Source organism: Streptomyces marincola (assembly GCF_020410765.1).
Classification (GTDB): Bacteria; Actinomycetota; Actinomycetes; order Streptomycetales; family Streptomycetaceae; genus Streptomyces; species Streptomyces marincola.
The window spans coordinates 4,788,300-4,812,890 of sequence record NZ_CP084541.1 but is presented as its reverse complement, the minus strand read 5'-3'; the positions used below and the strand labels follow the sequence as shown (position 1 = coordinate 4,812,890).

The following is a 24,591-nucleotide window of genomic DNA, read 5'->3' as shown; positions in this document are numbered from 1 at the left end:
CCGCCGGGCGGCGGCCACCGGCCGCCGCGCGCGCCGCCCGCCGCCGCCGTCAGCCCGGCGACGTGGCGGGCTCACCCGCGTAGGTGCGCCACAGCCGCGCGTACTGTCCGTCCGCGGCGAGGAGTTCGGCGTGGGAGCCGTCCTCGGCCACCCGCCCGCCGTCGAGGACCACGACCCGGTCGGCGCGCGCCGCCGTCGTCAGCCGGTGCGCGACCACCAGGGTCGTGCGGCTGCCCGCGAGGCGATCCGTCGCGCGGTTCACCGCGGCCTCGGTGGCCAGGTCGAGGGCGGCGGTGGCCTCGTCGAGGAGCAGGATGTCCGGCCGTACGAGCTCCGCCCTGGCCAGCGCGATCAACTGTCGCTGGCCCGCCGACAGATTCCGCCCGCGTTCGCCCACCTGGTAGTGGTAGCCGCCGGCGAGCGCCGCGATCATCCCGTGCGCGCCCACGGCGCGCGCCGCCGCCTCGACCTCGGCGTCGGTGGCCTCGGGACGGCCGTAGGCGATGGCCTCCCTGACCGTGCCCGCGAACAGGTAGGGCTCCTGCGGCACGACGCCGAGCCGGTGCCGGTACCCGGCGAGATCGAGGTCCCGCAGGTCGGTGCCGTCGACGAGGACCGCGCCCCGCGTCGGGTCGTAGAACCGGGCCACGAGCTTCACCAGCGTGGACTTGCCCGCGCCGGTCTCGCCGACGAACGCGACCGTCTGCCCCGCCGGTATCCGCAGCCGCACGCCCGCGAGCGCCTCCGTGCCGTCCGCGTAGGCGAACCCGACATCGTCGAAGGTGACCTCGCCGCGCAGCGAGGACACCGGCCGCGGGCTGGCCGCCTGCGGGGTGGTGGTCGGCTCGCGCAGCAGCTCCTGGATGCGGCGCAGCGAGACGAGCGCCTGCTGGTAGCCGTCGAAGACCTGCGAGAGCTGCTGCACCGGCGCGAAGAACAACTCGATGTACAGCAGGTACGCCACGAGCGCGCCCGCGGTCAGCGTGCCGTCGGCGACCCGGCCCGCGCCGACGATCAGCACCCCCGCCGTGGCGAGCGTCGCGAGCAGCTGGACGAACGGGAAGTAGACGGAGATCAGCCACTGCCCGTGCACGCGCGCCTGCCGGTAGCCGTCCGAGCGTGCCGTGAACCGCTCGTAGCCGTCGCGCTCGCGCCGGAACGCCTGCACCATCCGCAGCCCGGCCACCGACTCCTGGAGGTCGGCGTTGACGCCGCCGACCCGTTCCCTGGCCAGCTCGTACGCGCGGACGCTGTGCCGCCGGAAGAAGACCGTGCCGACGACGAGCGGCACCAGGGTGGCGAGCACCACGAGCGCGAGCTGGGAGTCGATGACGACGAGCACCACCAGGATGCCGAAGAACGTCAGCACCGCGACGAGCGCCTGTGTCAGCCCGGTCTGGAGGAACGTGGTCAGCGCGTCCACGTCCGTCGTCATCCGGGTCATCAGCCGGCCGGTCAGCTCGCGTTCGTAGTAGTCGAGGCCGAGCCGCTGGAGATGGGCGAAGATCTTGACGCGCAGCGAGTACAGGGCGCGCTCGCCGGTCCGGCCGACGGCCCGGATCGCCCCGTGCTGCGCGGCCCACTGGGCGAGGACGACGGCGAGCGCGAGGCCGGCCGCCGCCCACACCGCGCCGAGCGCCGCCTGCTGCACGCCCTCGTCGATGCCGTGCCTGATCAGCACGGGCAGCAGCAGCGAGGCCGCCGCGTCGGCGACCACGAGGAGCAGCGCCAGGAGGAGCGGGCGGCCGAGGCCGCCGAGCAGCCGCCGCAGGCCGTAGCTCTCCTCGGGGCGGGCGGCGCGTTCCTCGTCGATGTCCGGGGTTCCGGTGGCCGGCGGCAGGGCGGCGACCTGCGCGAGCAGTTCCGGCGTCGCGCCCGGCGCGTCGGACTCCCGCGCTCCGGCGGCGCCGGCGTCCGTTTCGAGGCCCGCGGGGTCGCGGTCGACGCCGCCGAGTTCGCCCGGGTCGGCCAGCAGCTGCCGGTACAGCTCGCAGCGCCCGACGAGTTCCTCGTGGGTGCCGGTGTCCACCAGCCGCCCGGCGTCGAGGACCGCGATCCGGTCGGCGAGTTGGAGTGTGGACTGCCGGTGGGCGATCAGCAGCGTGGTCCGCCCGGACATGACCGAGCGCAGCGCGTCGTGGATCTCGTGCTCGACCCGCGCGTCGACGGCGGACGTCGCGTCGTCGAGCACGAGGAGCCGCGGGTCGGTGAGGATCGCGCGGGCCAGCGCGACGCGCTGGCGCTGCCCGCCGGACAGGGTGAGGCCCTGCTCGCCCACGACCGTGTCGTAGCCGTCGGGCAGCGCGCTGATGAAGCCGTCCGCCTGGGCGGCGCGCGCGGCGGCCCGCACCTGCTCGTCGGTGGCCTCCGGGTGCCCGTAGGCGAGGTTGGCGCGGATGGTGTCGGAGAACAGGAAGCTGTTCTCGGGCACCAGGCCGATGGCGGAGCGCAGCGAGTCGTACGTCAGCCGCCGCACGTCCTCGCCGCCGACCAGGACCGACCCGCCGTCGGGGTCGTAGAACCTGGGCAGCAGCAGCGACACGGTCGACTTGCCGCTGCCCGAGGGCCCCACGACGGCGAGCGTCTCGCCCGGCTCGATCCGCAGCGACAGATCGTTCAGGACCGGGCGCCCGGCGCCGTACCCGAAGCTGACGCGATCGAACTCGACGGTCGCGGGCGCGTCCGCGGGCAGCTCGCGGGCGTCCGGCGCCTCGCGTATCTCCGGTTCCGTGTCGATCAGTTCGAGCACGCGCTCGACGCCGGCCCTGGCCTGCTGGCCCATGGTGAGGATGACGGTGAGCATCCGCACCGGCCCGACGAGCTGCGCCAGGTACGTCGAGAACGCGACGAACGTGCCCAGCGTGATCTGCCCCTCGGTCGCCATCCAGCCGCCGAGGGCGAGCATCCCGACCTGGCCGAGCGAGGGCACGGCCTGGAGCAGCGGCGTGTACCTCGCGGAGAGGCGGACGGTGCGCAGCCGGGCGGCGAACAGCTTGCGCCCGGCGGCACGCAGCTTCCCGGTCTCCTGCTCCTCCTGCCCGAAGCCCTTGACGACGCGCACGCCGGTGACCGCGCCGTCCACGACGCCCGCGACGGCGCTCGCCTCGTTCTGCGCGACCCAGGTGGCGGGGAAGAGGCGGGTGCGGCTGCGGCGCGCGACGAACCAGAGCGCCGGGGCGACGGCCAGCGCGATCAGCGTCAGGGGCGGGGAGAGCGTCAGCATCACGACCAGGGACACCGCGAACAGCATGAGGTTGCCGATGGTCACGGGCATCATGAACAGCAGGCCCTGTATCAGCTGGAGGTCGCTGGTGGCGCGCCCGATGACCTGGCCGGTGCTGAGTTCGTCCTGCCGCCGCCCGTCCAGTCGGGTGAGGCTGCGGAACATCTCGGTGCGCAGGTCGTGCTGGACGTCGATGCCGAGCCGGCCGCCGTAGTAGCGGCGCACGAACGTCAGCGCGTAGACGACGACGGCCGCGCCGACGAGCAGCCCGATCCACGGGCCGAGGCCGCCCTGCTCGCCGAGCACCACGTCGTCGATGACGACCTTGATGATCAACGGCATCAGCGCCATCACGCCCATGCCGACGAGCGAGGCGCCCAGTGAGATCAGCAGATTGCGGCGGTAGTGCCAGCAGTAGGCGGTCAGCCGCCGTATCCAGCCACCGTCCCGAGTCGTCACGACCGCGCCTCCCGTTCCATGGACACCGCAGTCCCCAACGCCCCGGGCCTGCCGTTTCATCCCCCCGCAACACTATGAAGCACGGTGCCGGGGATCACCGCCGTCCGCTAAATGGGTTGCCGCGCGCAGGCCGCCGTGCCTAGGGTCGGCCGCATGGCAGGAACGTTGTTCATCGACGGATCGCGCGCCGGCGCGTGGTCCGCCGTCCGGAGTCCCCTCCGCACGCGTCGCTTCCGCGTCCGGCGCCCGGCCCTGGTCCGTCAGGACTCGCCCGGCGTCTGATCCTCGCGTTCGGCGCCTTCGCGTCTCCTCGCCCCGCCAGGGCCGTCCGTGTCCCACCCGATCCGGACAGGCCGACGGCACAGCGTTTTCTGCCCGGGGATCTGCCTTGGGTTCCCCGGCACAGCCCGCTCTCGCGCGGGTGCGTGCGCGTTCCCGGGTCCCAGCGGGTCTCCCGCTCTCCGACCGCCGCCCGGCCTGTCCTCCCCTCCGAGGACGACGCCCGTGGCTTCCCGCCGCAAGACCCTTTCCCAGAACTTCCTGCACAGCACGGCCGTGCTGGGCCAGATCGTGCGCACCGCGGAACTTCGGCCCGCCGACCTGGTCGTCGAGCCCGGCGCGGGCGAGGGAACCCTCACCCGCCTGCTCGCGCGCACCGTACGGCAGGTCATCGCCTACGAACTCGACCCGGCGCTCGCGGCCCGGCTGCCCCAGCGGCTGCGCCCGGCGCGCAACGTCGAGGTCGTGGCCGGCGACTTCCTGCACGCCAAGCCGCCCGGCGCGCCGTTCGCCGTGGTCGGCAACATCCCCTTCGCGCGCACGACCGACATCGTGCGCTGGTGCCTTTCCGCACCCGGCCTGACCTCCGCGACGCTGGTGACCCAGCTGGAGTACGCCCGCAAGCGGACCGGTGACTTCGGCACCTGGCCCCTGCTGACGGTGCAGAGCTGGCCGGAGCACACGTGGCAGCTCGGCCCGCGCATCCGGCGGCAGCATTTCACCCCCGTGCCGCGCACGGACTCGGCCGTGCTCCGCATCGTGCGCCGACCCGCCCCTCTCGTGCCCCGGCGCGACCTCCCGGCCTACCGCGCGCTGGTCGCCCAGGGGTTCACCGGCACCGGCGGCTCGCTGCGCGCCAGTCTGGCCCGGCAGCACGGGAGCGCGCGGGTGCGCGAGGCCCTGCGGGCCGCCGGCGTCGCGGAGGACGCGCTGGTGGGCCGGGTGAGTCCGCGGCAGTGGCTGACGATCTTCCGGCGGCTGAACGGGCCCCACCGGAGCCGCGCGGGCCGCAAAGGCCAGTAGCCCCACCGCCCTGTGCCGCCGACGGCGCGGGCGGGCGGCCGGAGCCGCCCGCCCGGGTCAGTCCGCCAGCCGGTTCGCGATGTCCGCGAGGTGGCGGCCCTGGTAGGCGGCGGCGTCGAGGGCCGCCCGGTCGGGCCCCTCGCCGCCGCCGCTCGGCCAGCTGGTGCCGTACGGGTTGCCACCGGCCGCGTACAGCAGCGGATCGGAGTAGCCGGGCGGCACGATCACGCAGCCCCAGTGGTAGAAGACGTTGTTCAGCGACAGGATCGTCGACTCCTGGCCGCCGTGCCGGTTGATCGCGGAGGTGAAGCTGGTCACCGGCTTGCCGACGAACGCCCCGCTCTGCCAAAGACCGCCGGTCTGGTCGATGAACTGCTTCAGCTGCGCACTCACGTTGCCGAACCGGGTGGGGGTCCCGAAGGCGTAGGCGGTCGCCCACTCCAGGTCCGCGAGCTCGGCCTGCGGCACCTGGTCCTTGGTGGCGTCCACGTGGGCGCGCCACACGGGGTTCGCGTCGATCGCGGAGTCCGGGGCCAGCTCCTCGACGCGGCGGAGCCGCACCTCGGCACCCCGGCTCCCGGCGCCCTCCGCCAGGGCCTGCGCCAGCTCGTGGACGTTGCCTGTGGCGCTGTAGTAGATGACGGCGATACGCGCACTCATACGACTCCTTTCACGGCTTCGCTCACCGTAGTCAAACGAACGCGTACCGCCGCGTGACACTCCAGGCACACGGCGCGTGCCACCGCGAAGCCACGCCGGCGCGCGCCCCCGGCGGCCCACCGGCGCGCCCTCTCCAGCCGGTCTCAGCCGCTGTCGGGCACGCGCAGGGCGAGCAGCACGATGTCGTCCGACCCGCCGGGCGGCATCCGCGAGAGCAGTTGGGCGCAGAACTCGTCCGGCGGGCTGCCGGCCAGCGCGATGGCGTGGCGGCGCAGCCGGTTCAGGCCGGAGTCCAGGTCGCTGTCGGACAACTCGACCAGCCCGTCGGTGTACAGCAGCACGGTCGACCCGGGCGGCAGCGGCTCCACCCCGTCGCGGCGGGCGACGTGCGTCTCCTGGAGCACGCCGAGCAGCAGGTCCTGCCCCTGGTCCAGGTAGTGGGCGTGCCCGTCGTCCGTGACGAGCAGCGGCGGCGGGTGGCCGGCGCTGGTCCAGCACATCTGCCAGCACACGCCGGGCGCGGCGTCCTCCGCCGGCTCGATGCGGGCCAGCAGCAGCGTGGCCATCGGCACGTCCGTGGTGTCCGACATCGCGTCGTCGAGGCGGCCCATGATGGCGCTCGGCGGCTCGGGGCGGTCCCACGCCAGGACGCGCAGCATGTTGCGCAACTGGGCCATGCCCGCGGCGGCCGTGAGGTCGTGCCCCACGACGTCGCCGACGGCCAGCGCGGTCGCGCCGTCGGGCAGCACCAGCGCGTCGTACCAGTCGCCGCCGACCTGGGAACCGCGCGGCGCCGGCTGGTAGCGGGCGGCCAGCCGCAGCGGCTCGATGTCGGGCAGCGCGGGCAGCAGGTGCCGTTGCATCATCGCGGCGATGTCCCGCTGGCGCTCGAACAGCCGGGCGTTGTCGATGGCGAGCCCCGCGCGCCGGCCGATGTCGCGGATCAGGGGCAACTCGTCCTCGCGGAACGGCCGTTCGGGATCGGTGCGGGCCACCGTGAGGGCCCCGACCACCTGGCGCGGCGTGCTCAGCGGCACCACGGCCGCCGACACCGCCCCCAGGGTGTGCAGGAAGCCGTGCACGATCGCCCCCGGGCTCTCGGGCGGCGCGGCGATCTCGGCGCGCGACATCAGCAGCGCCTCGTTCCTGCGCAGCACGCGCACCAGCACGGTGCTCGCCGACTCCGGGATGCGCGTCGACTGGCCGTAGCCGCTGTCCTCGTCGCCCGCGCGCCCCTGCGGGCCCACGACGGCGACCCGCCGCACGTCCTCCTCGCCCTCGCGCAGGTCGACCGTCACCCACTCGCCGAGCCGCGGCACCAGGAGCCGCCCGAGGCGGTTCAGCGCCTCCTCGGCCTCCAGCGTCTGGGTCAGCACGTCCGTGATCTCCTGCACCAGGGCCAGTCGCTGGGCCAGGTCCTCCATCGCGGCCAGGTGGGCGGCCTGGTGGTTGCGCGCCTCGTCCTGCTCGTCGACCCCGCCGAACAGCGTCGCCACCCCGGTGGCCTCGCCGTCCGCCATCACCGGGGCACCCCACCAGCTGACCGGCAGCAGGCTGCCGTCGCCCCGCAGGAAGCTGTCGGTCTCCACCCGCGCGATCCGCTCCTCCTCGACCACGGCCCACAGCGGGCACTCCGCGCGCGGCCCGAGCGACCCGTCCGCCCTGCGGTGCAGGAGTTCGTGGAAGTCGCGGCCGACGACCGTGCGGCCCGGGCGGCCCAGGAGCAGCTCGGCGTGCGGGTTGACCGCCTCGATCATTCCGTCCCGGTCCGTGAGGATGAGCCCGGCGCCCATTCCCTCGAAGGCGGCGCGCAACGCCCCCGGGTCCACCGGCTGGGACTCTGCCATGCTCGTCGCCGCCTTCTCCTCGGACGCGGTTCCCGAAGGGCTCCCTCCTCCCATTCACCGGCAGGTGACCGGCATCCGCAACCGCCGGGCCCGTCCGTCTCCGGCGTACCTCCCGCGCGCCGGAGATCACAGCTCAGCGACTGGCCCCCCGGAATTGCCCCATCCGGGCGATACTGGCCGTATGCCGACGACCGCCGCCCCGTCCCGACCGGATCTGATCGCCCACCTCATCGCCACCCGGATCGCCGGCCAGGTCGCCACCCCCCGCGAGAACAACCTCGCGCACTACCGGGAGCTGGCGAACGGGAACCGGTACTTCTGGCTCGGCCTCGAACTCGGCGACCGGTGGAAGGACGAGCAGGACGTGCTCGCGGTCATGGCGGAGCGGTGCGGCGTCGACGGGGACCCGGAGCACCGGCAGGGGCAGGACACCATCGACCCGGAGCTGACCGTCGACGGCCTCGACCGCGCCGCGGCGCTGCTGCGCGGGGCCGCGGCCGGCGGCCTGCGCGTCCTGGTGGCGACGGGCCACCCCGGCGGCCTGCTCGACGTGCACGCCCGCACCGCGGCGGCGCTGGCCGCCGCCGGCTGCGACCTGGTCCGCGTGCCCATCGGCCTGGCGGCCGACCAGGGGGTCGTCACGCAGATGGCGGACGTCGCCGTGTGGGAGCGCGGCGCCTCGCTGTGGCACACGCACTCCCCGCAGCCGATGGCGGAGATACTCGACGCCCTCGTCAGGGACGGCGAGGCGCTGCCCGACCTGGTGGTCGCCGACCACGGCTGGGCCGGCTGCGCCGCCCAGCGGGGCATCGACACGATCGGCTACGCGGACTGCAACGACCCGGCCCTCTTCATCGGCGAGACCGAGGGCACGCTCTCGGTCTGCGTGCCGCTGGACGACCACGTCACCAACGCGCGCCACTACGAGCCCATGACCGCCTACCTGCTGCACGCCGCCGGGCTGGCCCGCGGATGAGGAACGGCCGGCGCCCGCGGGCGCTGGACCCGCTGCTCCCCCGCGCCCTGCCGCTGCCGCCGCCCGCGCCGGGCGACACGCCGCTCCACGTGCCGGGCGCCGAGGGCGTCCACCGGCGCACGCGCCCCGACCTCGACACGTTCGACGCCACGTGGTCCGCCGCGGAGCGGCACGAGCTGTACGCGCGGCCGACCGGCCCGGACCGCGCCGGCGCGCTGGACGCGCTGCTCACCGCCTGGCGCGAACGCCTGCCGGGCTGGCCGCCGCCGGGGGACGCGGAGGCCGTGTTCACCTGGCCGAGCCGCGACACCGAGCTGACCCCCGTGCTCCTGGCCCACGGCATGGGCCCGCGGCGCGTCGCCGCGGTCCGCCCGGCGGGCCGCCCCGTCCCCGGGCCGCGGCGCGGCCCGGGGACGAGCGTCCGGCCGCTCGGCCCCGGCGATGTCGACGCCGCCGCCGCGCTGTGGCTCGACGGTCTGCGCTGGGACGCCAGGTTCGGCGCGTGCGTGATCCGCCGCTCCTCGGCGCGCAACGTCCGCGCCCTGCTGGCCCGCGCGCTCGGCTGGGTCGCCGAGGACAGCGGAACGGTCGTCGGCGTCGTCGCGGTCGAGGACCCGGGCCGCACCGCGTGGGCGGCGCGGCTGGCGACCGCGCGGCACCCCGGCTACCTGACGGCGCTCGCGGTGGACCGGGCCAGACGCGGCGCCGGCATCGGGACCGCGCTGGTGCGCACCGCCCACGCGGCGCTCGAAGAGGCCGGCTGCACCCTGACGGTGCTGCACTACGCCGCGCTCAGCCCGCTGTCAGGACCGTTCTGGCACCGCTGCGGATACCGCCCGCTGTGGACGACGTGGGCGGCGACGGGCTCCCGCGTCCAGGTCAGCGCGGCACGCGCATCAGACCCTCCTGGATCACGGACACGGCCAGCCGGCCGTCCCGGGTGAACATCCGGCCGCGCGCCAGGCCCCGCGCCGACTGCGACGTCGGGGAGTCCGTGTCGTACAGCAGCCACTCGTCCACGCGGAACGGCCGGTGGAACCACATCGCGTGGTCCAGGCTCGCGCCCACGGTGTCGCCCGTCATCCAGCCGCCCCTGCCATGGGCGAGCAGCACCGAGTCGAGCAGCGTCATGTCCGAGACGTAGGTGCCGATGCACAGGTGGGCGACGGGGTTGTCCTGCTTGCCCGTCAGCTCGCCGTTCAGCTTGAACCACACCTGTGCGCGCGGCTCGCGCGGGCTGCCCGCCGTGCCGAACGGCGGCTCGTTGACGTACCGCAGGTCGATGGCCTGCCTGGCCTGGAGCAGCAGGTCCACCACTCCGGGGTCCACGAACAGGTCGGCGTACCTGGGCAGCAGCTCCTCGGCGGGCGGCAGGCTCTCGGGGTCGGGCGCGTCGGGCATCGGCTCCTGGTGTTCGAGCCCTTCCTCCGGCCTCGCGAACGACGCCGAGAGGGTGAAGATGGCCTGCCCGTGCTGAACGGCCACCACCCGGCGCGTGGCGAACGACCTGCCGTCCCTGATGCGGTCCACGGTGTAGACGATGCGCGCGCCCGGATCGCCGGGCCGCAGGAAGTAGGAGTGCAGTGAGTGCGGGAGCCGGTCGTCCGGCACGGTGCGGCAGGCCGCGACCAGCGCCTGCGCGGCGACCTGGCCGCCGAAGACCCGGGGGATGACGGACGCGTGGCTTTCACCGCGGAAGATGTCCTGTTCGATCGGCTCAAGGTCGAGCAGATCGAGCAGATACTGGAGAGTAGCGTGCATGGGCCGATTCTCCACCGGCCGGCGCCGCGCGCTCCGTCCGGGCGAACGCCGCGCCGGGCCGTACGCGTCCGCACACACCACGAGGGCCCGGTTCCTGGAAAGGAACCGGGCCCTCGTCACCAGTAGCGGGGACAGGATTTGAACCTGCGACCTCTGGGTTATGAGCCCAGCGAGCTACCGAGCTGCTCCACCCCGCGTCGTTGTGTGCCTTTACCTTAGCCCTTCGGCCCCCGGCCGTGCAAATCAGGCCCTGGCACCGCAGTCGGGGCAGCGCCCGTAGTAGGTGACGGTCACCTCGGAAACGGTGAACCCGAACCGCTCGTCCTCGGGCAGCGCCGCCATCGGGTCCCCGGCCAGCCGCACGTCGCGCATGGCGCCGCAGCCGGAGCAGATCAGGTGCTGGTGCGGGTGGTGCGCGTTCGGGTCGTAGCGCTTGGCGCGGCCGTCGGTGGTCACCTCGACGATCTCACCGAGGGCCACCAGCTCGCCCAGCGTGTTGTAGACGGAGGCCCTGGAGATCTCGGGCAGGCGTTCGGCGGCACGGGCGTGCACCTCGTCCGCCGTGTAGTGCACATGCTCGCCACCCAGCACCTCGGCGATGACTCGCCGCTGCGCGGTGAGCCGCCAGCCGCGGTCCCGGAGTCGCTGAAGCAGGTCACTCATGTCTGCCACCCTAGCGCGAGGCCCCCGGAATGAGCCGACCGTGTACGGATCGAGGGGCCGTCTTGACTTGGACATAGTCCAATATAGGATCGAGCCCAGGCAACGGCCAAGGGCCCGAGCAGCACCGAAGACCTGAAGACAGCTGAAGGGCGTGACAGGCAAATGACCGACCAGATCACCACGGGTCCGCTCACCACCGAGGCCGGTGCCCCGGTCGCGGACAACCAGAACAGCGAGTCCGCCGGCGCGGGCGGCCCGGTCCTGATCCAGGACCAGCACCTCATCGAGAAGCTGGCCCACTTCAACCGCGAGCGGATCCCCGAGCGCATCGTGCACGCGCGCGGCGCGGGCGCCTACGGCACGTTCACGGTCACCGCGGACGTGACGCAGTACACGCGGGCGAAGTTCCTCTCCGAGATCGGGAAGCAGACCGAGGTCTTCCTCCGCTTCTCGACCGTGGCCGGCAACCTCGGCTCGGCGGACGCGGTGCGGGACCCGCGCGGCTTCGCGGTCAAGTTCTACACCGAAGAAGGCAATTACGACCTGGTCGGCAATAACACCCCGGTCTTCTTCATCAAGGACGCGATCAAGTTCCCCGACTTCATCCACACCCAGAAGCGCGACCCGTACACCGGTTCGCAGGAGGCGGACAACGTCTGGGACTTCTGGGGCCTGTCCCCCGAGTCGACGCACCAGGTGACCTGGCTGTTCGGCGACCGCGGCATCCCCGCGTCCTACCGCCACATGGACGGCTTCGGCTCGCACACGTTCCAGTGGAACAACGAGGCCGGCGAGGCGTTCTGGGTCAAGTACCACTTCAAGACGGACCAGGGCATCAAGAACCTGACCGCCGAGGAGGCCGCGGTGCTGGCCGGCCAGGACCCGGACAGCCACCAGCGCGACCTGCGCACCTCGATCGAGAACGGTGACTTCCCGTCCTGGACCGTTCAGGTGCAGATCATGCCCGTGGCAGACGCGGCCACCTACCGCTTCAACCCGTTCGATCTGACCAAGGTCTGGCCGCACGCGGACTACCCGACGATCGAGATCGGCAAGCTGGAGCTGAACCGCAACCCCCAGAACATCTTTGCCGAGGTCGAGCAGTCGATCTTCTCCCCGCACCACTTCGTGCCGGGCATCGGCCCCTCGCCCGACAAGATGCTCCAGGGCCGGCTGTTCGCCTACGGCGACGCGCACCGCTACCGCGTCGGCATCAACGCCGACCACCTGCCGGTCAACCGGCCGCACGCCACCGAGGCGCGCTCGCACGGCCGTGACGGCTACGCGTACGACGGCCGCCACGGCGGCGCGAAGAACTACGAGCCCAACAGCTTCGGCGGCCCGGTGCAGACCGACCGCCCGCTGTGGACGGCGACCGCCGTCACCGGTACGACCGGCGACCACCAGGCGCCCTCGCACGCCGAGGACGACGACTTCGTGCAGGCCGGCAACCTGTACCGGCTGATGTCCGAGGACGAGAAGGACCGCCTCATCCAGAACCTGGCGGGCTTCATCGCCCAGGTCTCCCGCGACGACATCGCCGAGCGGGCGATCGAGAACTTCCGCAAGGCGGACGAGGACTACGGCAAGCGGCTCCAGTCCGCGGTCCAGGCCCTCCGCGGCTGATTCCCGCAACGCCGCTTGCCGTACCCCGGAGCGGCCGGTGCCCTCGCGGCCCGGCCGCTCCGGCTCTTCCGCCCGGTACGCGCGGTCGCGTCCGCACCCGGGGCGCGCCGCCGCGCGCGGCGAGCCGGCGGGAACGGGCGGGCGCCGACGGCGCGTCAGGGCCGGACGTTCCGCCGCGCCCCGGCCACCGTCACCCCGTCGCCGAAGCCGTCGCCGCGCGCCGCTCGACAGCGGCCCGGACGAGGCCGGCGAAGAGGGGGTGCGGGCGGGTGGGGCGGGAACGCAGCTCCGGATGCGCCTGGGTGGCGACGAGGTAGGGGTGCACCTCGCGCGGGTACTCCACGTACTCGACGAGCCTGTCGTCGGGCGAGGTCCCGGAGAAGACCAGGCCCGCCTTCTTCTCCAGCTCGGCGCGGTAGGCGTTGTTGACCTCGTAGCGGTGGCGGTGCCGCTCCTCCACGAGGGGCCGCCCGCCGTACAGCTCGCGGACGAGCGAGCCCTCGGCCAGCCGCGCCGGGTAGAGGCCAAGACGCATGGTGCCGCCCATGTCGCCCCTGCCGTCGACGATGCCCGACTGCTCCGCCATGGTGGAGACCACGGGGTGGACGGCGGACCGGTCGAACTCGGTGGAGTCCGCGCCCTCGATGCCCGCGAGGTTCCGCGCGGCCTCGATCACGACGCACTGGAGGCCGAGGCACAGGCCGAGCAGCGGGACCCGGTTCTCGCGGGCGTACCGGACGGCCGCGATCTTGCCGGCCACACCCCGGTCGCCGAAGCCGCCGGGCACGCACACCGCGTCCACGCCGCCGAGCCGTTCCGCCACGCCCGCCGGGGTCGCGCAGTCGTCGGACGCCACCCACTTGATGGTCACCCGCGCCCGGTTGGCGAACCCGCCCGCGCGCAGCGCCTCGGACACCGACAGGTAGGCGTCGGGCAGGTCGACGTACTTGCCGACCAGTGCGACGGCCACCTCGTGCTCCGGGTGGTGCACCCGGTGCAGCAGCTCCTTCCAGACGGTCCAGTCCACCGTGCCGAACGGCAGGTCGAGGCGGCGGACGACATAGGAGTCGAGGCCCTCGCCGTGCAGCACCTCGGGGATGTCGTAGATCGACTGGGCGTCGATCGCAGCCACCACCGCCTCGTCCTCCACGTCGCACATCAAGGAGACCTTCCGCTTGATCGCGGTCGGCACCTCGCGGTCGGCCCGCAGCACGATCACGTCCGGCTGGACGCCGATGGAGCGCAGCGCCGCCACGGAGTGCTGCGTCGGCTTCGTCTTCAGCTCACCCGAGGGACCGATGTACGGCAGCAGCGAGATGTGCACCACGAGCACGTTCTCGCGCCCGACCTCGTGCCGCACCTGGCGCACCGCTTCGAGGAACGGCAGCGACTCGATGTCGCCCACCGTGCCGCCCACCTCGGTGATCGCCACGTCCACGTCCTCGGCGGCCAGCCGCCGGACCCGGTGCTTGATCTCGTTCGTGATGTGCGGGATGACCTGCACCGTGTCGCCCAGGTACGCCCCGCGGCGCTCTTTGGCGATCACCGTCGAATAGACCTGTCCCGTCGTGACGTTGGCGCCGGCGTCGAGGTCCACGTCGAGGAAGCGTTCGTAGTGCCCGATGTCAAGGTCCGTCTCCGCCCCGTCGTTCGTCACGAAGACCTCGCCGTGCTGGAACGGGTTCATCGTGCCCGGGTCGACGTTCAGGTACGGGTCGAGCTTCTGCATCGTCACGCGCAGGCCCCGCGCCTTCAGCAGCACCCCCAGGCTCGACGCCGTCAATCCCTTTCCCAAGGAGGAGGCGACTCCCCCGGTGACGATGATGTGCTTGGTCGTCGAGGCGGTGCGCGGCATGCCGATGCTCCTGAAGGCTGAGAGGGCGGTCCGGGCTACGGGCGGGGGGCGGCGGTTGGCGCTGCTGCTGCGACGGCGGGGCCGCGCTTGTAGACGCGGGTGACGAACTGCGTTTCGACATCCCCGATCGCGGGGTGGGCACCCAGCACATCCGTGAGGAACCCGTACAGGTCGGCCTCCCGCTCCAGGCAGACGTCGACCAGCAGGTTGTACGAACCGGTGACGGCGGCACAGGACCGGACGTCGGAGCAGCCGGCCAGCGCCGCGCCCACCGGTTCGAGGGCCGAGGGCGGCACGCGCAGCCGCAGCCGCGCCTCCACCGGGCGCCCGAGCAGGGCGGGTTCGACCAGGACGCGCAGCCGCAGCGCCTGCCGTTCCAGCAGCGAGGTCACCCGCCGGCCGGCCGTCGCGACCGAGAAGCCGACCGTTCCCGCGAGATCGGTGAGGCTGACGCGGGCGTTCCTGATCAGTTCCTCGGCAATGCGCCGGTCCGTCGGCGAGAGGGGGCGGGCGGTGGGTGCGGGGCGGTCGGCGCGGCCCGGCAGGGGGCGGACGAGGCTGGACCGCAAGCGCTGCTCCTCCTCCTCGGTCAGCACGGGAGCGTGCCACTGCGCCTCGGACTTGAACGGGCGCAGCGTCACATGGGCGTCGAGCACTTCGGCTCCCGGCAGCGCGGGGAGCCCGTTCGCCGGCGAGAAGTGCGTCAGCCGCGGGGATTCCGCCAGGAGATCGCACCAGAGAGCGGCGTGTCCTCCGCTCACAGCCGCGACGGTATGCACTTCCCGGCACTTTGCCAATGAGCGGGCGATCTCTTCCGGACACCCCCGGGCCGTGCGCAACCGGAGCCGGACGGCCGCGCCGAGGCCGCAGCGCTGCGGATCGTACTCGGCCGTGGGCTGGATGACAGCCGTGGCGACCAGCCGCTGTATACGTCTGGCAACGGAACGCTCGTGCTCGCTCAGAACGCGCGCCACCTCGCTCACTCCAGCCCGAGGGTGGAGCTGGAGAGCTGCCACGATGCGCTGGTCAAGGGGGTCGAGACTGTCGGAATCGTTCACGGAGAAAGCATATTGGCAAAAACTTTTGCACCAGACGAAGCCATGTTGTCGAAACCGAACTCCGCCGATACAGTTACATGCCAGTCACCCCCGGTGACCGCCACGGAGTCTCGGCTCGCGCGCCCGAACCGGCGCGCGCAATCCCCCTCACCGGCGCCCGTCGCCGCGACGCGGCGCATTCCGTCACGCCGTCGTGGCGATCCGCGCGCCCCGACCGCCCAGCGCCGCAACGCATCCGCACCGCCCCCACTGCCGCGAAACGGAGCGACACCACGATGCATGAGAAGCCCACGACCACCGGACTGCTCGCGGGGCTCGACGTCTTCGTCGGAGGACCGATTCAGCACGCCATCCTCAAGGACGGCTTCGTCGGCCACCTCCAGGACGCCATCACCACCGCGATCGGCACGGTCAAGGACCACGGCGGCAATGTCTTCTCGGCCCACGTCGTCGAGAAGTTCGGCGCGGAGACCGCTTCGTTCACACCGGCCCAGGTCTCCGTGCGCGACTTCCGCTGGATGAAGAAGTGCGACGTGTTCGTGCCCGTCCTGCCCCTCCTCGATGACGGCACCCTGCGCCGCACCGACGGCACCCACGTCGAACTCGGCTGGGCCACCGCACTCGGCCGGCCCGTCGTGATCATCTCCCGGCAGCCCTTCGTCGACTCGGCGAGCCACCTGCTCAAGGGCCTGCACCGCGTCGGCTCCGTCCGCACCATCGACTTCGACGACTTCGTCGAGAAGCCGAGCCTCCTCATCGAAGCCGTGCTCGCCGCCACCGAGCGCCAGCGCGAGGCGATCGGCGCCGGCCTCGTCGCCTGACGGCCCCGGCAGCCCCCGCAGCCCCGCACCACCGCCGGACGGAGGGACCATGCCCGACGCCATGCCCGAGACATCGGTACTCGGCCTGACGCTGAAGAACCCCGTGATCGTGGGGTCAGGACTGCTCACGGACCAGGAACGCACGATCCGCAGGCTCCTCGAAGAGGGAGCGGGCGCCGTCGTCACCAAGACCATCCACCCCAGCCCGCCGCGCGACCTGGACGAACGGATCGTCCGGCTGCCGGTCGGCATGCTCAACAGCACCACGTACTCCAAACGCACGGTCGACCACTGGCTGGGCGTGCTGCGCTCGTTCGCCGCCGACCGGCTGCCCGTGATCGCCTCCCTGCACGCCGACTCGCCGGCCCAACTGGGCCGGCTCGCCCAGCAGGCCGAGGCCGCCGGCGCCCCCGCCCTCGAACTCGGCATCTCCTGCCTCAACGAGGGCGAGACGGCCGACGACGACAACCCCGACCGCGTGTACGCCTACACCTCGGAGACACGGGGCCGCACCTCCCTGCCCCTCTCCGTCAAGCTCGCCATCGGCGAGGGCCTCGGGGACCGGGTGCGGGCCGCCGTCGCGGGCGGCGCCGACGCCATCACGATCAGCGACACCATCGCGGGCGCCGCGGTGTCGCGCGAGACCGGGGGGCTCGAACTGAACGGCGTGTTCGGCTACTCGGGTCCCGGCATCAAGCCGCTGGTCGTCGCCGCCATCTGGCAGCTGCGCCAACGCGGCTTCGACCTGCCGATCCTGGGCGTCGGCGGCATCACCAGCGGTCGCGACGTGGCCGACTACCTCAGCGCGGGCGCGAACGTCGCGCAGGTCTACACGGCCCTGCACACCGACATGTACCCCACGCTGCGGCGCATCGTCGCCGAGACCGAGGAGCTGCTCGGCGGCCCGGCCGACGCACCGGTCGCCGCCCTCGGCCCGGCCGCGGGGGCGGGCACGTGAGCGGGCGGCGCCGAGCCGCGCGGCGGCTGACGGACCTGACCAGCACGGGAGTGCGCAACGCCGTCCGCGGACGCACCCTCGTGTGGCCCATCGGCGCGATCGAACAGCACGGCCCCCACCTGCCGCTCTCGGTCGACCTCGACCTCGCCGTCGCGTTCGCCGAGGAGATCGCGCGCGAACTCGACGCGTTCGTCCTGCCCGCGCAGACCATCGGGGCCCGCTCGCTCCCGCAGAGCGGCGGCGGGCTGTTCTTCCCCGGCACCGTGTACGTCGGCGGGGACACCCTGATCCGCTTCCTCCACGAGGCCCTGGCCTCCCTCGGCGAGCTTCCCGCGGCCCGCCTCGTGATCGTCAACGGCCACTACGAGAACGAGCCCTTCCTGTTCGAGGCGCTCGACCAGGTACGCCGCCGGGGCCTGCTCGACGGCAAGGAGGTCTTCGCGTTCAGCTGGTGGAGCCTGGTCCGTGAGACCTGGACCGACGCGGAGCTCCCCGCGTTCCCCGGCTGGCACGCGGAGCACGCCGGGGTCACCGAGACCAGCCTCATGCTCCACCTCCACCCCGACCTGGTCACCGAGGAGCGCCCCGAGCACGACGCCCCGCCGCGGGCCGGCGTCTACCTGCACCCGGTCGACGTCGAGCAGATCAGCGACCGCGGCATCCTCTCCTCCACCGCCGGGGCGAGCGCGGCGCTGGGCGAGAAGCTGCTGCGGCACGTCGTCGACGAGGCCGCGAACCTGGTGAACGACGGCAAGGGCCTGCTGCCCGCGCGGACCCGTCAGGACCGGCACCGCCCCGCCCCACAGCCAGGAGGTACCCAGCCGTGAGCCGCCCGTTCCACCTCGCCTTCATCTTCAACTTCACGCCCGACGACTGGCAGGGCCCGTTCGGCACCGGTGGCTCACCCTGGGACGGCGCGTTCCACACCGAGGTCGCCCGCGCGCTGGAACGCGCCTGTTTCGACTACGTGATCATCGAGGACAAGCTGATGGTCCCCGAGAGCTACGGCGGCTCCTCCGAGGCCGCGCTCCGGCAGGCCATGGTCGTGCCCAAGCACGACCCCGTTCCGCTCGCCGTCGCCATGGGCCTGGCCACCGAGCACCTGGGCATCGTCGCCACCCTCTCGACCATGGCGTACCCGCCGTTCATGACCGCGCGCCTGGCGTCCACGATGGACAGCATGCTCGGCGGACGCTTCGGCTGGAACATCGTCACCAGCGCGGAGGACCTCGCGGCGCAGAACTTCGGCATGACCGAGCTGCCGCCTCGGGACGTCCGCTACGCGATGGCCGACGAGTACGTCGACGTCGTCAAGCAGCTGTTCGCCTCCTGGGACGCGGACGCCGTCGTCCTCGACCGCGAGAAGGGCGTCTACGCGGACCACACCAAGGTGCGCCCCATCCACTTCGAGGGGGAGCACTTCCGGGTGCGCGGCCCGCTGAACACCGTTCCCTCGCCGCAGCACAGGCCCGCGTTCGTGCAGGCGGGCGCCTCGCCGCGGGGGCGGGCCTTCGCCGCGCGCAACGCCGACTCCATCATCGCCATCGCCAGCGGCGTCGAGAGCATGCGGGCGTTCCGCGAGGACGTCCGCCGCCACGCCGAGGAGTACGGGCGCGACCCGGACGAGATCAAGGTGCTGTTCTGCGTCACCCCGACCGTGGGCGAAACGGAGCAGGACGCGCGCGACAAGCAGGCCAGGATGGTCTCCTCGCCGCAGTTCATCCAGGACATCCTGGCGCAGGTGTCCGCGCTCACCGAGATCGACTTCGCCCAGTTCGACCTGGACAAGCCGCTGCCCCACCGGCTGACGACCAACGGCGAACAGGGCACCCTCGACAAGCTCCAGCAGTGGGGCAGCGGCAAGACGCTGCGGGAGCTGGTCATCGACGGCGCCGGCGGCCTGGTGTCCTCGATCGACCTGGTCGGCACGCCCGACCAGGTGGCCGAGCGCATGGGCGAGGTGATGGAGGAGGTAGGCGGGGACGGGTTCATGCTCACCACACCGCTGCTGCGGCTCAACCGCCGCTACATCGCGGAGATCACCGACGGCCTGGTGCCCGCGCTGCAACGCCGCGGCCTCACCCGCCGGGCGTACACACCGGGCAACACCCTCAGGCAGAACCTCGCCGAGTTCCCCGCGCGGCATGAGTGAGACGACCGCGGGCACGGACCTGCTCGCCCTGGCCCCCGAGGCCAGGGACCTGCTGTTCCGGCTGGCGCGTACCGAGGACAGGTTCGCGGACGACCCGGTGGGCGAGGACGAGATCCGGGCCGTCCACGACCTCGTCCGCGACGGCCCGACCGCCTTCAACCAGCAGCCGCTGAGAATTCACCTGATGCGTTCCCCGGGAAGCCGCCGACGCCTCGTCGGACACCTTTCCCGAGGAAACCGGGAGAAGACGCTCAAGGCACCGCTGACCGCTCTGCTCGCCGTGGACAACGAGTTCCACCTGCGCCTGCCGGAACTCTTTCCGCACTATCCGGGTGCCGCCGCCATCTACGCGCGCGACCCCGTTCTCCGGGAACGGTCCGCCCTCGTGAACGGCGCGCTCCAGGCCGCCTATTTCCTCATCGGAATACGCGCCGCGGGGCTCGCCGCCGGGCCGTTGAACGGCTACGACGAGGCCGGCCTGAACGGGGACTTCTTCCCCGACGGGCGGCAGTCCGTGCTCATGGTGGTGAACGTCGGCAGGCCCGCGGGGCCCCACCCGCGCCCCCGCGCACCGCGGCTGGGCTACGAGGAGGTGCACACGGTCCACTGACGCGCCGCCCGCCCCCGGCCGGGCCCCCTCACCCGGCCACCTCCTGACCTGCTGCTTCCGGCTCGGCGGCGGCGTCGCGACGCGGCCGGTTCTCCCGGTACCAGCGGCCCCACGCGTCGAGGTCGTCAACGATCGCCTCCAGGCTGCGGCCGACCTCCGTCAGGGCGTACTCCACCCGCGGCGGCACCTCGCGGTGCACCGTCCGGCTCACCAGTCCGTCGTCCTGCAACTCCCGCAGCTGACGGGCCAGCATCCGCTGGGTGATGCCCGGCAGCGCCCGCCGCAGGTCACCGAACCGGTGCGTGCCCGCCATCAGATTCTTGAGAATGGCCAGCTTCCACCTGCCACCGAGAACTTCCATCGCGAACTCGATCGCGCAGTAATCGGGTGCTTCTTCCACCTTGGACCGCACAACGACCTCCATTGGTATACCGAATGACACCGGGGGACACGAATGACCGTACTTGCGGCGCCAGTTGCCATGTCGAGAAACTGAGGCTATGTCAAACAGCGAGACCCCCGCACCGGTGCGCGGGAGCAAGGAGACGGGCGCGGAGCCCGCGGGCCCGGCCGATCCGTCCGCCCGGCGCTGGCTGGTCCTCGCCGTGGTGTCGGGAAGTCTGCTGCTGTGCGGCATCGACCTGACCGTGCTGCACGTCGCCGTGCCCAGCATGAGCCGGGACCTCCAGCCGAGCGCCGCGGAACTGCTGTGGATCGTCGACGTCTACTCCCTGACGCTCGCCGCCCTGCTGGTCACCTGCGGAACGCTCGGCGACCGCGTCGGCCGCCGCCGCATGGTGCTCACCGGCTTCGCCACGTTCGGCGCCGCCTCCGCCGCCGCGGCGTTCTCCGCCACCACCCTCCAGCTCATCGCCGCCCGCGCCGCCCTCGGGATCGGCGCGGCCATGATCATGGCCTCGACCGTGGCGATCATCCGCGTCGTCTTCACCGACGACCGCGAACGCGCCATCGCCATCGGCGTGTGGACCGCCGCGCACAGCGTCGGCGCCACCATCGGGCCGCTCGTCGGCGGCCTGGTCACCGAACGGTGGGGCTGGGGCGCGGTCTTCCTCATCAACGTGCCCGTCATCCTCGTCATCCTCGCCGTGGGCGCCCGCGTCATCCCCGAGTCGAAGAACCCGGAACCGCGCCGGTGGGACATCGGCAGCGTCGCCCTGTCCGTCGCCGGCCTGGCCGCGGTGGTCTACGCCCTGAAGCAGGCGGGCGAGCACGTCGGCGTCAACGGCCTCATCCTCGTCACCGCCCTGCTGGGCGCCGGGCTGCTCTGGTTCTTCGTCCGCCGCCAGTTCCGCATCCCCGAGCCGCTGCTCGACTTCACCCTCTTCCGCGAACGGCGCTTCACGACCGCCACCCTCTGCGTCATCGCGTGCTTCGGCAGCTACGTGGCCCTGCTGTTCTTCCTCACCCAATGGCTCCAGCAGGTGGGCGACTTCTCCCCCGTGCGGGCCGGGCTCGCGCTCATGCCGCTGGCGGCCGCCAACGCCCTGGGCGCCGTCACCGCGCCCTGGGTCGCCGCCCGCTGGAGCAACCGCTGGGCCCTCACGGGCGCCCTCGTGCTGTTCGCGGGCAGCCTCGCCCTCCTCGCCCTGACCGGCGACACCGGCGCGTACCCGTGGCTGCTGCCGTCGCTGCTGGGCGCGGGCTACGGCGCGGGCATCGTGATGACGCTCGGCGCCGACAGCATCATGAGCGCCGCGCAGCCGGAGCGTTCCGGCGAGGCCGCCGCCATCCAGGAGACCTCCTTCGAACTCGGCGCCGGTCTCGGCGTCGCCGTCCTCGGCAGCCTCCTGACCGCCGTCTACCGGATCGGGCTCGCGGACGTGCAGGGCCTCGACGAGTCGGGCCAGGCCCAGGCCGAGGAGTCCTTCGCCGCCGCGGAGGAGCTGCTCGGGCGGCTCCCCGCCGAGACCGCGACCGCGCTCCTGCACACCGCGCGGGACGCGTACGACCAGGGCTTCGCCACCGTCGCGGCCATCTCGGCCGCCGGCCTCGTGGCCACCGCGGCGCTGGCCGCCCTGCTGCTGCGGCCCCGCGAGCCCGCGGCGCGGACGGGCACGGAGTGACCGCGCCGCCGTGCGGCCCGCCGCCCCGGGCGGGCCGCACGGCGGGTGGGAGGGCTAACGCGCGCCCACGTACTCAAGCAGCTCCGCGTGCAGCAGCCCGTTGCTGGCCGCCGCGTCCGCGCCGTTCGGCCCGTCCACGCCGTCAAGACCGGTGAACCGGCCCCCCGCCTCCTGCACGACGATCGCCGGGGCCGCCATGTCCCACAACGACAGCTCCGGCTCCGCGCACGCGTCCACCGCGCCCTCGGCCACCATCATGTACGACCAGAAGTCGCCGTAGGCGCGCGTGCGCCAGCAGGCCCGCGACAGATCGAGCAGCCCGCCGAGCAGCCCGCGCTGCTCCCAGCCGCCGAGCGAGGAGTACGAGAACGACGCGTCCTCCATGCGCGCCACCCGCGACACCGAGAGGCGCGTGGCGGAGGTCAGGCTGCGCCCCGCGTACGCGCCGCCGCCGAGCGCCGCCCACCAGCGCCGGTTCAACGCGGGCGCCGACACGACCCCGACCACCGGGCGGTCCCCGTGCTCGCCCGGTTCCATGAGGGCGATCAGGGTCGCCCAGACCGGAACGCCCCGCACGTAGTTCTTCGTGCCGTCGATCGGGTCGACGATCCAGCGGCGCGCCGCCTGGCCGCCCCCGTCGCCGAACTCCTCGCCCAGCACCGCGTCCCGCGGCCTGGCCCGTTGCAGCACGGAACGGATCAGCTCCTCGGCCGCCCGGTCCGCCTCCGTCACCGGGGTCAGGTCCGGCTTGGTCTCCACTTTCAGGTCGAGCGCCCGGAAGCGCCCCATCGTCGCGGCGTCGGCGGAGTCGGCCAGCACGTGCGCCAGGCGCAGGTCGTCGTCGTAATCGGGCATGCCTCACAGTATCCGGACCACGGCCCGCACGGGCGCGGGACATCTTGACAGCCGCCGCGGGCGCGCCGATCCTGTGCCGCACCGGTGACTGTCCCGCACGGGCCGGGCCGGTCCTTGCCACGCCAGGATGCGAGGAGGCAGCGGTGCCGAGCGCGCGGGAAGCCCTCCTGGAAGCCGCGGGCGCGGCCGTGGCGGAGCGGCCCTGGGACAGGGTCAGGATGACCGGCGTGGCGGCGGCGGCCGGGGTGTCCCGGCAGTCCCTCTACAACGAGTTCGGCGACAAGGCGGGGCTCGGCGCCGCCCTGGCGGCCCACCGCACAGCCGTCTTCCTCGACCGCTTCCTGGTCTTCTGCCGCACCCGGCGCCACCAGCCGCGGCAGCGGGCGCTGGCCGCCGCGACCGACTGGATCGTGGCCGCCGCGCGCGAGGACCACGTCGTGCGCGCCGCGCTCACCGGCTGCGCCGGCACCGGGCCGCCGTCGCGGACCCGCGAACCGTGGCACCTGATACGCGACCTGCGCGACCGCGCCGCCGAGGCGTTCCGCGACCGCGGCGGGCCGCCGGACGCGCAGACGCGGGACGCCTGCGAGACGGCGGTCCGCCTCGCCGTCTCCCACCTGGTGGCGCCCGCCGTCCCCGGTCCCTGAGCGCCACCGCCGGGCCGGGCGGTCAGTCGCCCTCGCGCCGCTCCCGCGTGGCAAGCAGCCTGCGCAGCGAGTACAGCCGCGCCGGCTCCGCGTGCCCGGCCTCGACCCAGCCGTCCAGCGCGCAGTCCGGCTCGTCGTGGGAGCACGCGCGCGGGCAGCCGGCCGTGCCGGGCTCCAGGTCGGGGAACGCGTGGATGACGCGGGACGGGTCGATGTGGTGCAGGCCGAACGAACGGACGCCCGGGGTGTCGATGACCCAGCCGGCCCCGCCGGGCAGCGGCAGCGCCAGCGCGGAGACGGTCGTGTGCCGGCCGCGGCCCGTCACCGCGTTCACCGCGCCGGTGGCCCGCTGCCGCTCCGGCGGCACCAGCGCGTTCACCAGCGTCGTCTTGCCCACGCCGCTGTGCCCGACGAACGCGGTGGTCCGGCCCGCGAGCAGGTCGCGCACCCGGGCCACGGACTCCTCGTCGAACTCCTCGTGGCTGGTGACGACGTGCCGGATGCCGAGCGGCGCGTACGTCTCCAGCAGCGGCCCCGGCGGGGCGAGGTCGGACTTGGTGAGGATCAGCAGCGGGTCGAGTCCCGCGTCGAACGCCGCGACCAGGCAGCGGTCGATCAGCCGCGGCCTCGGTTCCGGGTCGGCCAGCGCGGTCACGATCGCGAGCTGGTCGGCGTTGGCCACCACCACGCGCTCGAACGGGTCGTCGTCGTCCGCGGTCCGCCGCAGCGCGGAGGTGCGCTCGGCCACCCGCACGACCCGGGCCAGCGTGTCCTTGAGCCCGGAGAGGTCGCCGACCACCGCGACCCGGTCGCCGACCACGACGCTCTTGCGGCCCAGTTCCCTGGCCTTCATCGCGGTGACCGTGCGCTCCCCGACCAGGCACGTGATGCGCCCCCGGTCGACGGTGAGCACGAAGCCCTCCTCCGCGTCCTCGTGCGCGGGGCGCCGGTGCGTGCGCGGCCGGCTGCCCCGCCGGCTCGGCCGGACCCGGACGTCGTCCTCGTCGGTGTGCTTGCCGTACCGGCGCATCGCG

At 73.2% G+C, this 24,591-nt stretch carries 21 protein-coding genes, 1 tRNA gene and 1 pseudogene; 11 read left to right on the top strand and 12 right to left on the bottom strand.

Annotated elements, in window-relative coordinates:
• Positions 1–49: 49 nt before the first annotated feature.
• On the bottom strand, positions 50–3,682 hold the full coding sequence (locus tag LC193_RS21240; protein ID WP_226076537.1) for an ABC transporter ATP-binding protein: 3,633 nt from the start codon (positions 3,680–3,682) through the stop codon (positions 50–52).
• Between the two features lie 504 nt (positions 3,683–4,186).
• Here LC193_RS21240 and erm point away from each other — a divergent pair.
• Positions 4,187–4,984: an ErmE/ErmH/ErmO/ErmR family 23S rRNA (adenine(2058)-N(6))-methyltransferase gene (gene erm, locus LC193_RS21235; RefSeq protein ID WP_226076534.1), complete on the top strand. Its 798-nt coding sequence runs from the start codon at positions 4,187–4,189 to the stop codon at positions 4,982–4,984.
• A gap of 57 nt (positions 4,985–5,041) precedes the next feature.
• Here erm and wrbA read toward each other — a convergent pair whose 3' ends face one another.
• Positions 5,042–5,644, bottom strand: coding sequence for an NAD(P)H:quinone oxidoreductase (wrbA, locus tag LC193_RS21230; RefSeq protein ID WP_226076533.1), 603 nt, complete (start codon positions 5,642–5,644; stop codon positions 5,042–5,044).
• Positions 5,645–5,787: 143 nt separating this feature from the next.
• Positions 5,788–7,491 (bottom strand): SpoIIE family protein phosphatase, encoded by a 1,704-nt coding sequence (locus LC193_RS21225; protein WP_226076530.1) that lies wholly within the window; start codon positions 7,489–7,491, stop codon positions 5,788–5,790.
• A 181-nt stretch (positions 7,492–7,672) separates the two neighbouring features.
• Here LC193_RS21225 and LC193_RS21220 point away from each other — a divergent pair, with 181 nt between their 5' ends.
• Both LC193_RS21220 and LC193_RS21215 read left to right on the top strand, forming a co-directional pair.
• Positions 7,673–8,467 carry a phosphatase gene (locus LC193_RS21220; protein ID WP_226076527.1) on the top strand — a complete coding sequence of 265 codons (795 nt, stop codon included), beginning with the start codon at positions 7,673–7,675 and terminating at the stop codon, positions 8,465–8,467.
• Entirely contained in the window at positions 8,464–9,411 is a 948-nt protein-coding gene (locus LC193_RS21215; RefSeq protein ID WP_226076524.1) for a GNAT family N-acetyltransferase, read from the top strand. The genes LC193_RS21220 and LC193_RS21215 overlap by 4 nt, the downstream gene beginning before the upstream one ends.
• Here the strand turns inward: LC193_RS21215 and LC193_RS21210 are convergent.
• The 3 genes from LC193_RS21210 to LC193_RS21200 form a co-directional block, all read right to left on the bottom strand.
• The gene (locus LC193_RS21210; protein WP_226076521.1) at positions 9,347–10,228 is read right to left on the bottom strand and encodes an acyl-CoA thioesterase; all 882 of its coding nucleotides are present in this window, start codon (positions 10,226–10,228) and stop codon (positions 9,347–9,349) included. The genes LC193_RS21215 and LC193_RS21210 overlap by 65 nt on opposite strands.
• Before the next feature lie 123 nt (positions 10,229–10,351).
• Positions 10,352–10,425: transfer RNA gene (locus LC193_RS21205), tRNA-Met, on the bottom strand.
• A gap of 46 nt (positions 10,426–10,471) precedes the next feature.
• Positions 10,472–10,891, bottom strand: coding sequence for a Fur family transcriptional regulator (locus LC193_RS21200; RefSeq protein ID WP_226076517.1), 420 nt, complete (start codon positions 10,889–10,891; stop codon positions 10,472–10,474).
• Between the two features lie 174 nt (positions 10,892–11,065).
• Between LC193_RS21200 and LC193_RS21195 the strand changes: the two genes are divergently transcribed.
• Entirely contained in the window at positions 11,066–12,517 is a 1,452-nt protein-coding gene (locus tag LC193_RS21195) for a catalase (protein WP_086162048.1), read from the top strand.
• Between the two features lie 190 nt (positions 12,518–12,707).
• Here LC193_RS21195 and LC193_RS21190 read toward each other — a convergent pair whose 3' ends face one another.
• The 3 genes and pseudogenes from LC193_RS21190 to LC193_RS29225 form a co-directional block, all read right to left on the bottom strand.
• Positions 12,708–14,372: a CTP synthase gene (locus LC193_RS21190; RefSeq protein WP_226076515.1), complete on the bottom strand. Its 1,665-nt coding sequence runs from the start codon at positions 14,370–14,372 to the stop codon at positions 12,708–12,710.
• Between the two features lie 35 nt (positions 14,373–14,407).
• A complete protein-coding gene (locus LC193_RS21185) occupies positions 14,408–15,133 on the bottom strand; it encodes an Lrp/AsnC family transcriptional regulator (protein ID WP_226078836.1) in 726 nt (241 codons plus the stop codon).
• Positions 15,134–15,301: 168 nt separating this feature from the next.
• Positions 15,302–15,430: pseudogene (locus LC193_RS29225) on the bottom strand (AsnC family protein); the annotation flags it as partial.
• A gap of 275 nt (positions 15,431–15,705) precedes the next feature.
• On the opposite strand from LC193_RS29225, the gene LC193_RS21175 reads away from it, so the two are divergent.
• The 5 genes from LC193_RS21175 to LC193_RS21155 are packed head-to-tail and all read left to right on the top strand — an operon-like array spanning position 15,706 to position 19,971.
• On the top strand, positions 15,706–16,251 hold the full coding sequence (locus LC193_RS21175) for a nucleoside 2-deoxyribosyltransferase (RefSeq protein WP_226076513.1): 546 nt from the start codon (positions 15,706–15,708) through the stop codon (positions 16,249–16,251).
• A gap of 49 nt (positions 16,252–16,300) precedes the next feature.
• The gene (locus LC193_RS21170; RefSeq protein ID WP_226076510.1) at positions 16,301–17,209 is read left to right on the top strand and encodes a beta/alpha barrel domain-containing protein; all 909 of its coding nucleotides are present in this window, start codon (positions 16,301–16,303) and stop codon (positions 17,207–17,209) included.
• Positions 17,206–18,036: a creatininase family protein gene (locus tag LC193_RS21165; protein WP_226076507.1), complete on the top strand. Its 831-nt coding sequence runs from the start codon at positions 17,206–17,208 to the stop codon at positions 18,034–18,036. Before LC193_RS21170 ends, LC193_RS21165 begins: the two co-directional genes overlap by 4 nt.
• The gene (locus LC193_RS21160; protein ID WP_226076505.1) at positions 18,033–19,361 is read left to right on the top strand and encodes an NtaA/DmoA family FMN-dependent monooxygenase; all 1,329 of its coding nucleotides are present in this window, start codon (positions 18,033–18,035) and stop codon (positions 19,359–19,361) included. The genes LC193_RS21165 and LC193_RS21160 overlap by 4 nt, the downstream gene beginning before the upstream one ends.
• Complete coding sequence (locus LC193_RS21155) at positions 19,354–19,971, top strand: malonic semialdehyde reductase (RefSeq protein ID WP_226076503.1); 618 nt, start codon at positions 19,354–19,356, stop codon at positions 19,969–19,971. Before LC193_RS21160 ends, LC193_RS21155 begins: the two co-directional genes overlap by 8 nt.
• A 28-nt stretch (positions 19,972–19,999) precedes the next feature.
• On the opposite strand, the gene LC193_RS21150 is transcribed toward LC193_RS21155, so the two are convergent.
• Complete coding sequence (locus LC193_RS21150) at positions 20,000–20,383, bottom strand: winged helix-turn-helix transcriptional regulator (protein WP_226076501.1); 384 nt, start codon at positions 20,381–20,383, stop codon at positions 20,000–20,002.
• An 88-nt stretch (positions 20,384–20,471) separates the two neighbouring features.
• On the opposite strand from LC193_RS21150, the gene LC193_RS21145 reads away from it, so the two are divergent.
• Complete coding sequence (locus LC193_RS21145; protein ID WP_226076499.1) at positions 20,472–22,055, top strand: MFS transporter; 1,584 nt, start codon at positions 20,472–20,474, stop codon at positions 22,053–22,055.
• A 54-nt stretch (positions 22,056–22,109) separates the two neighbouring features.
• Here the strand turns inward: LC193_RS21145 and hisN are convergent, their stop codons facing one another.
• Positions 22,110–22,910, bottom strand: a complete 801-nt coding sequence (hisN, locus tag LC193_RS21140; protein WP_226076498.1) for a histidinol-phosphatase — start codon at positions 22,908–22,910, stop codon at positions 22,110–22,112.
• 143 nt (positions 22,911–23,053) lie between these two features.
• Between hisN and LC193_RS21135 the strand changes: the two genes are divergently transcribed.
• A complete protein-coding gene (locus tag LC193_RS21135) occupies positions 23,054–23,557 on the top strand; it encodes a TetR/AcrR family transcriptional regulator (RefSeq protein WP_226076496.1) in 504 nt (167 codons plus the stop codon).
• A 22-nt stretch (positions 23,558–23,579) separates the two neighbouring features.
• Here the strand turns inward: LC193_RS21135 and rsgA are convergent, their stop codons facing one another.
• On the bottom strand, positions 23,580–24,587 hold the full coding sequence (gene rsgA, locus LC193_RS21130; RefSeq protein WP_226076492.1) for a ribosome small subunit-dependent GTPase A: 1,008 nt from the start codon (positions 24,585–24,587) through the stop codon (positions 23,580–23,582).
• Positions 24,588–24,591: the final 4 nt, after the last annotated feature.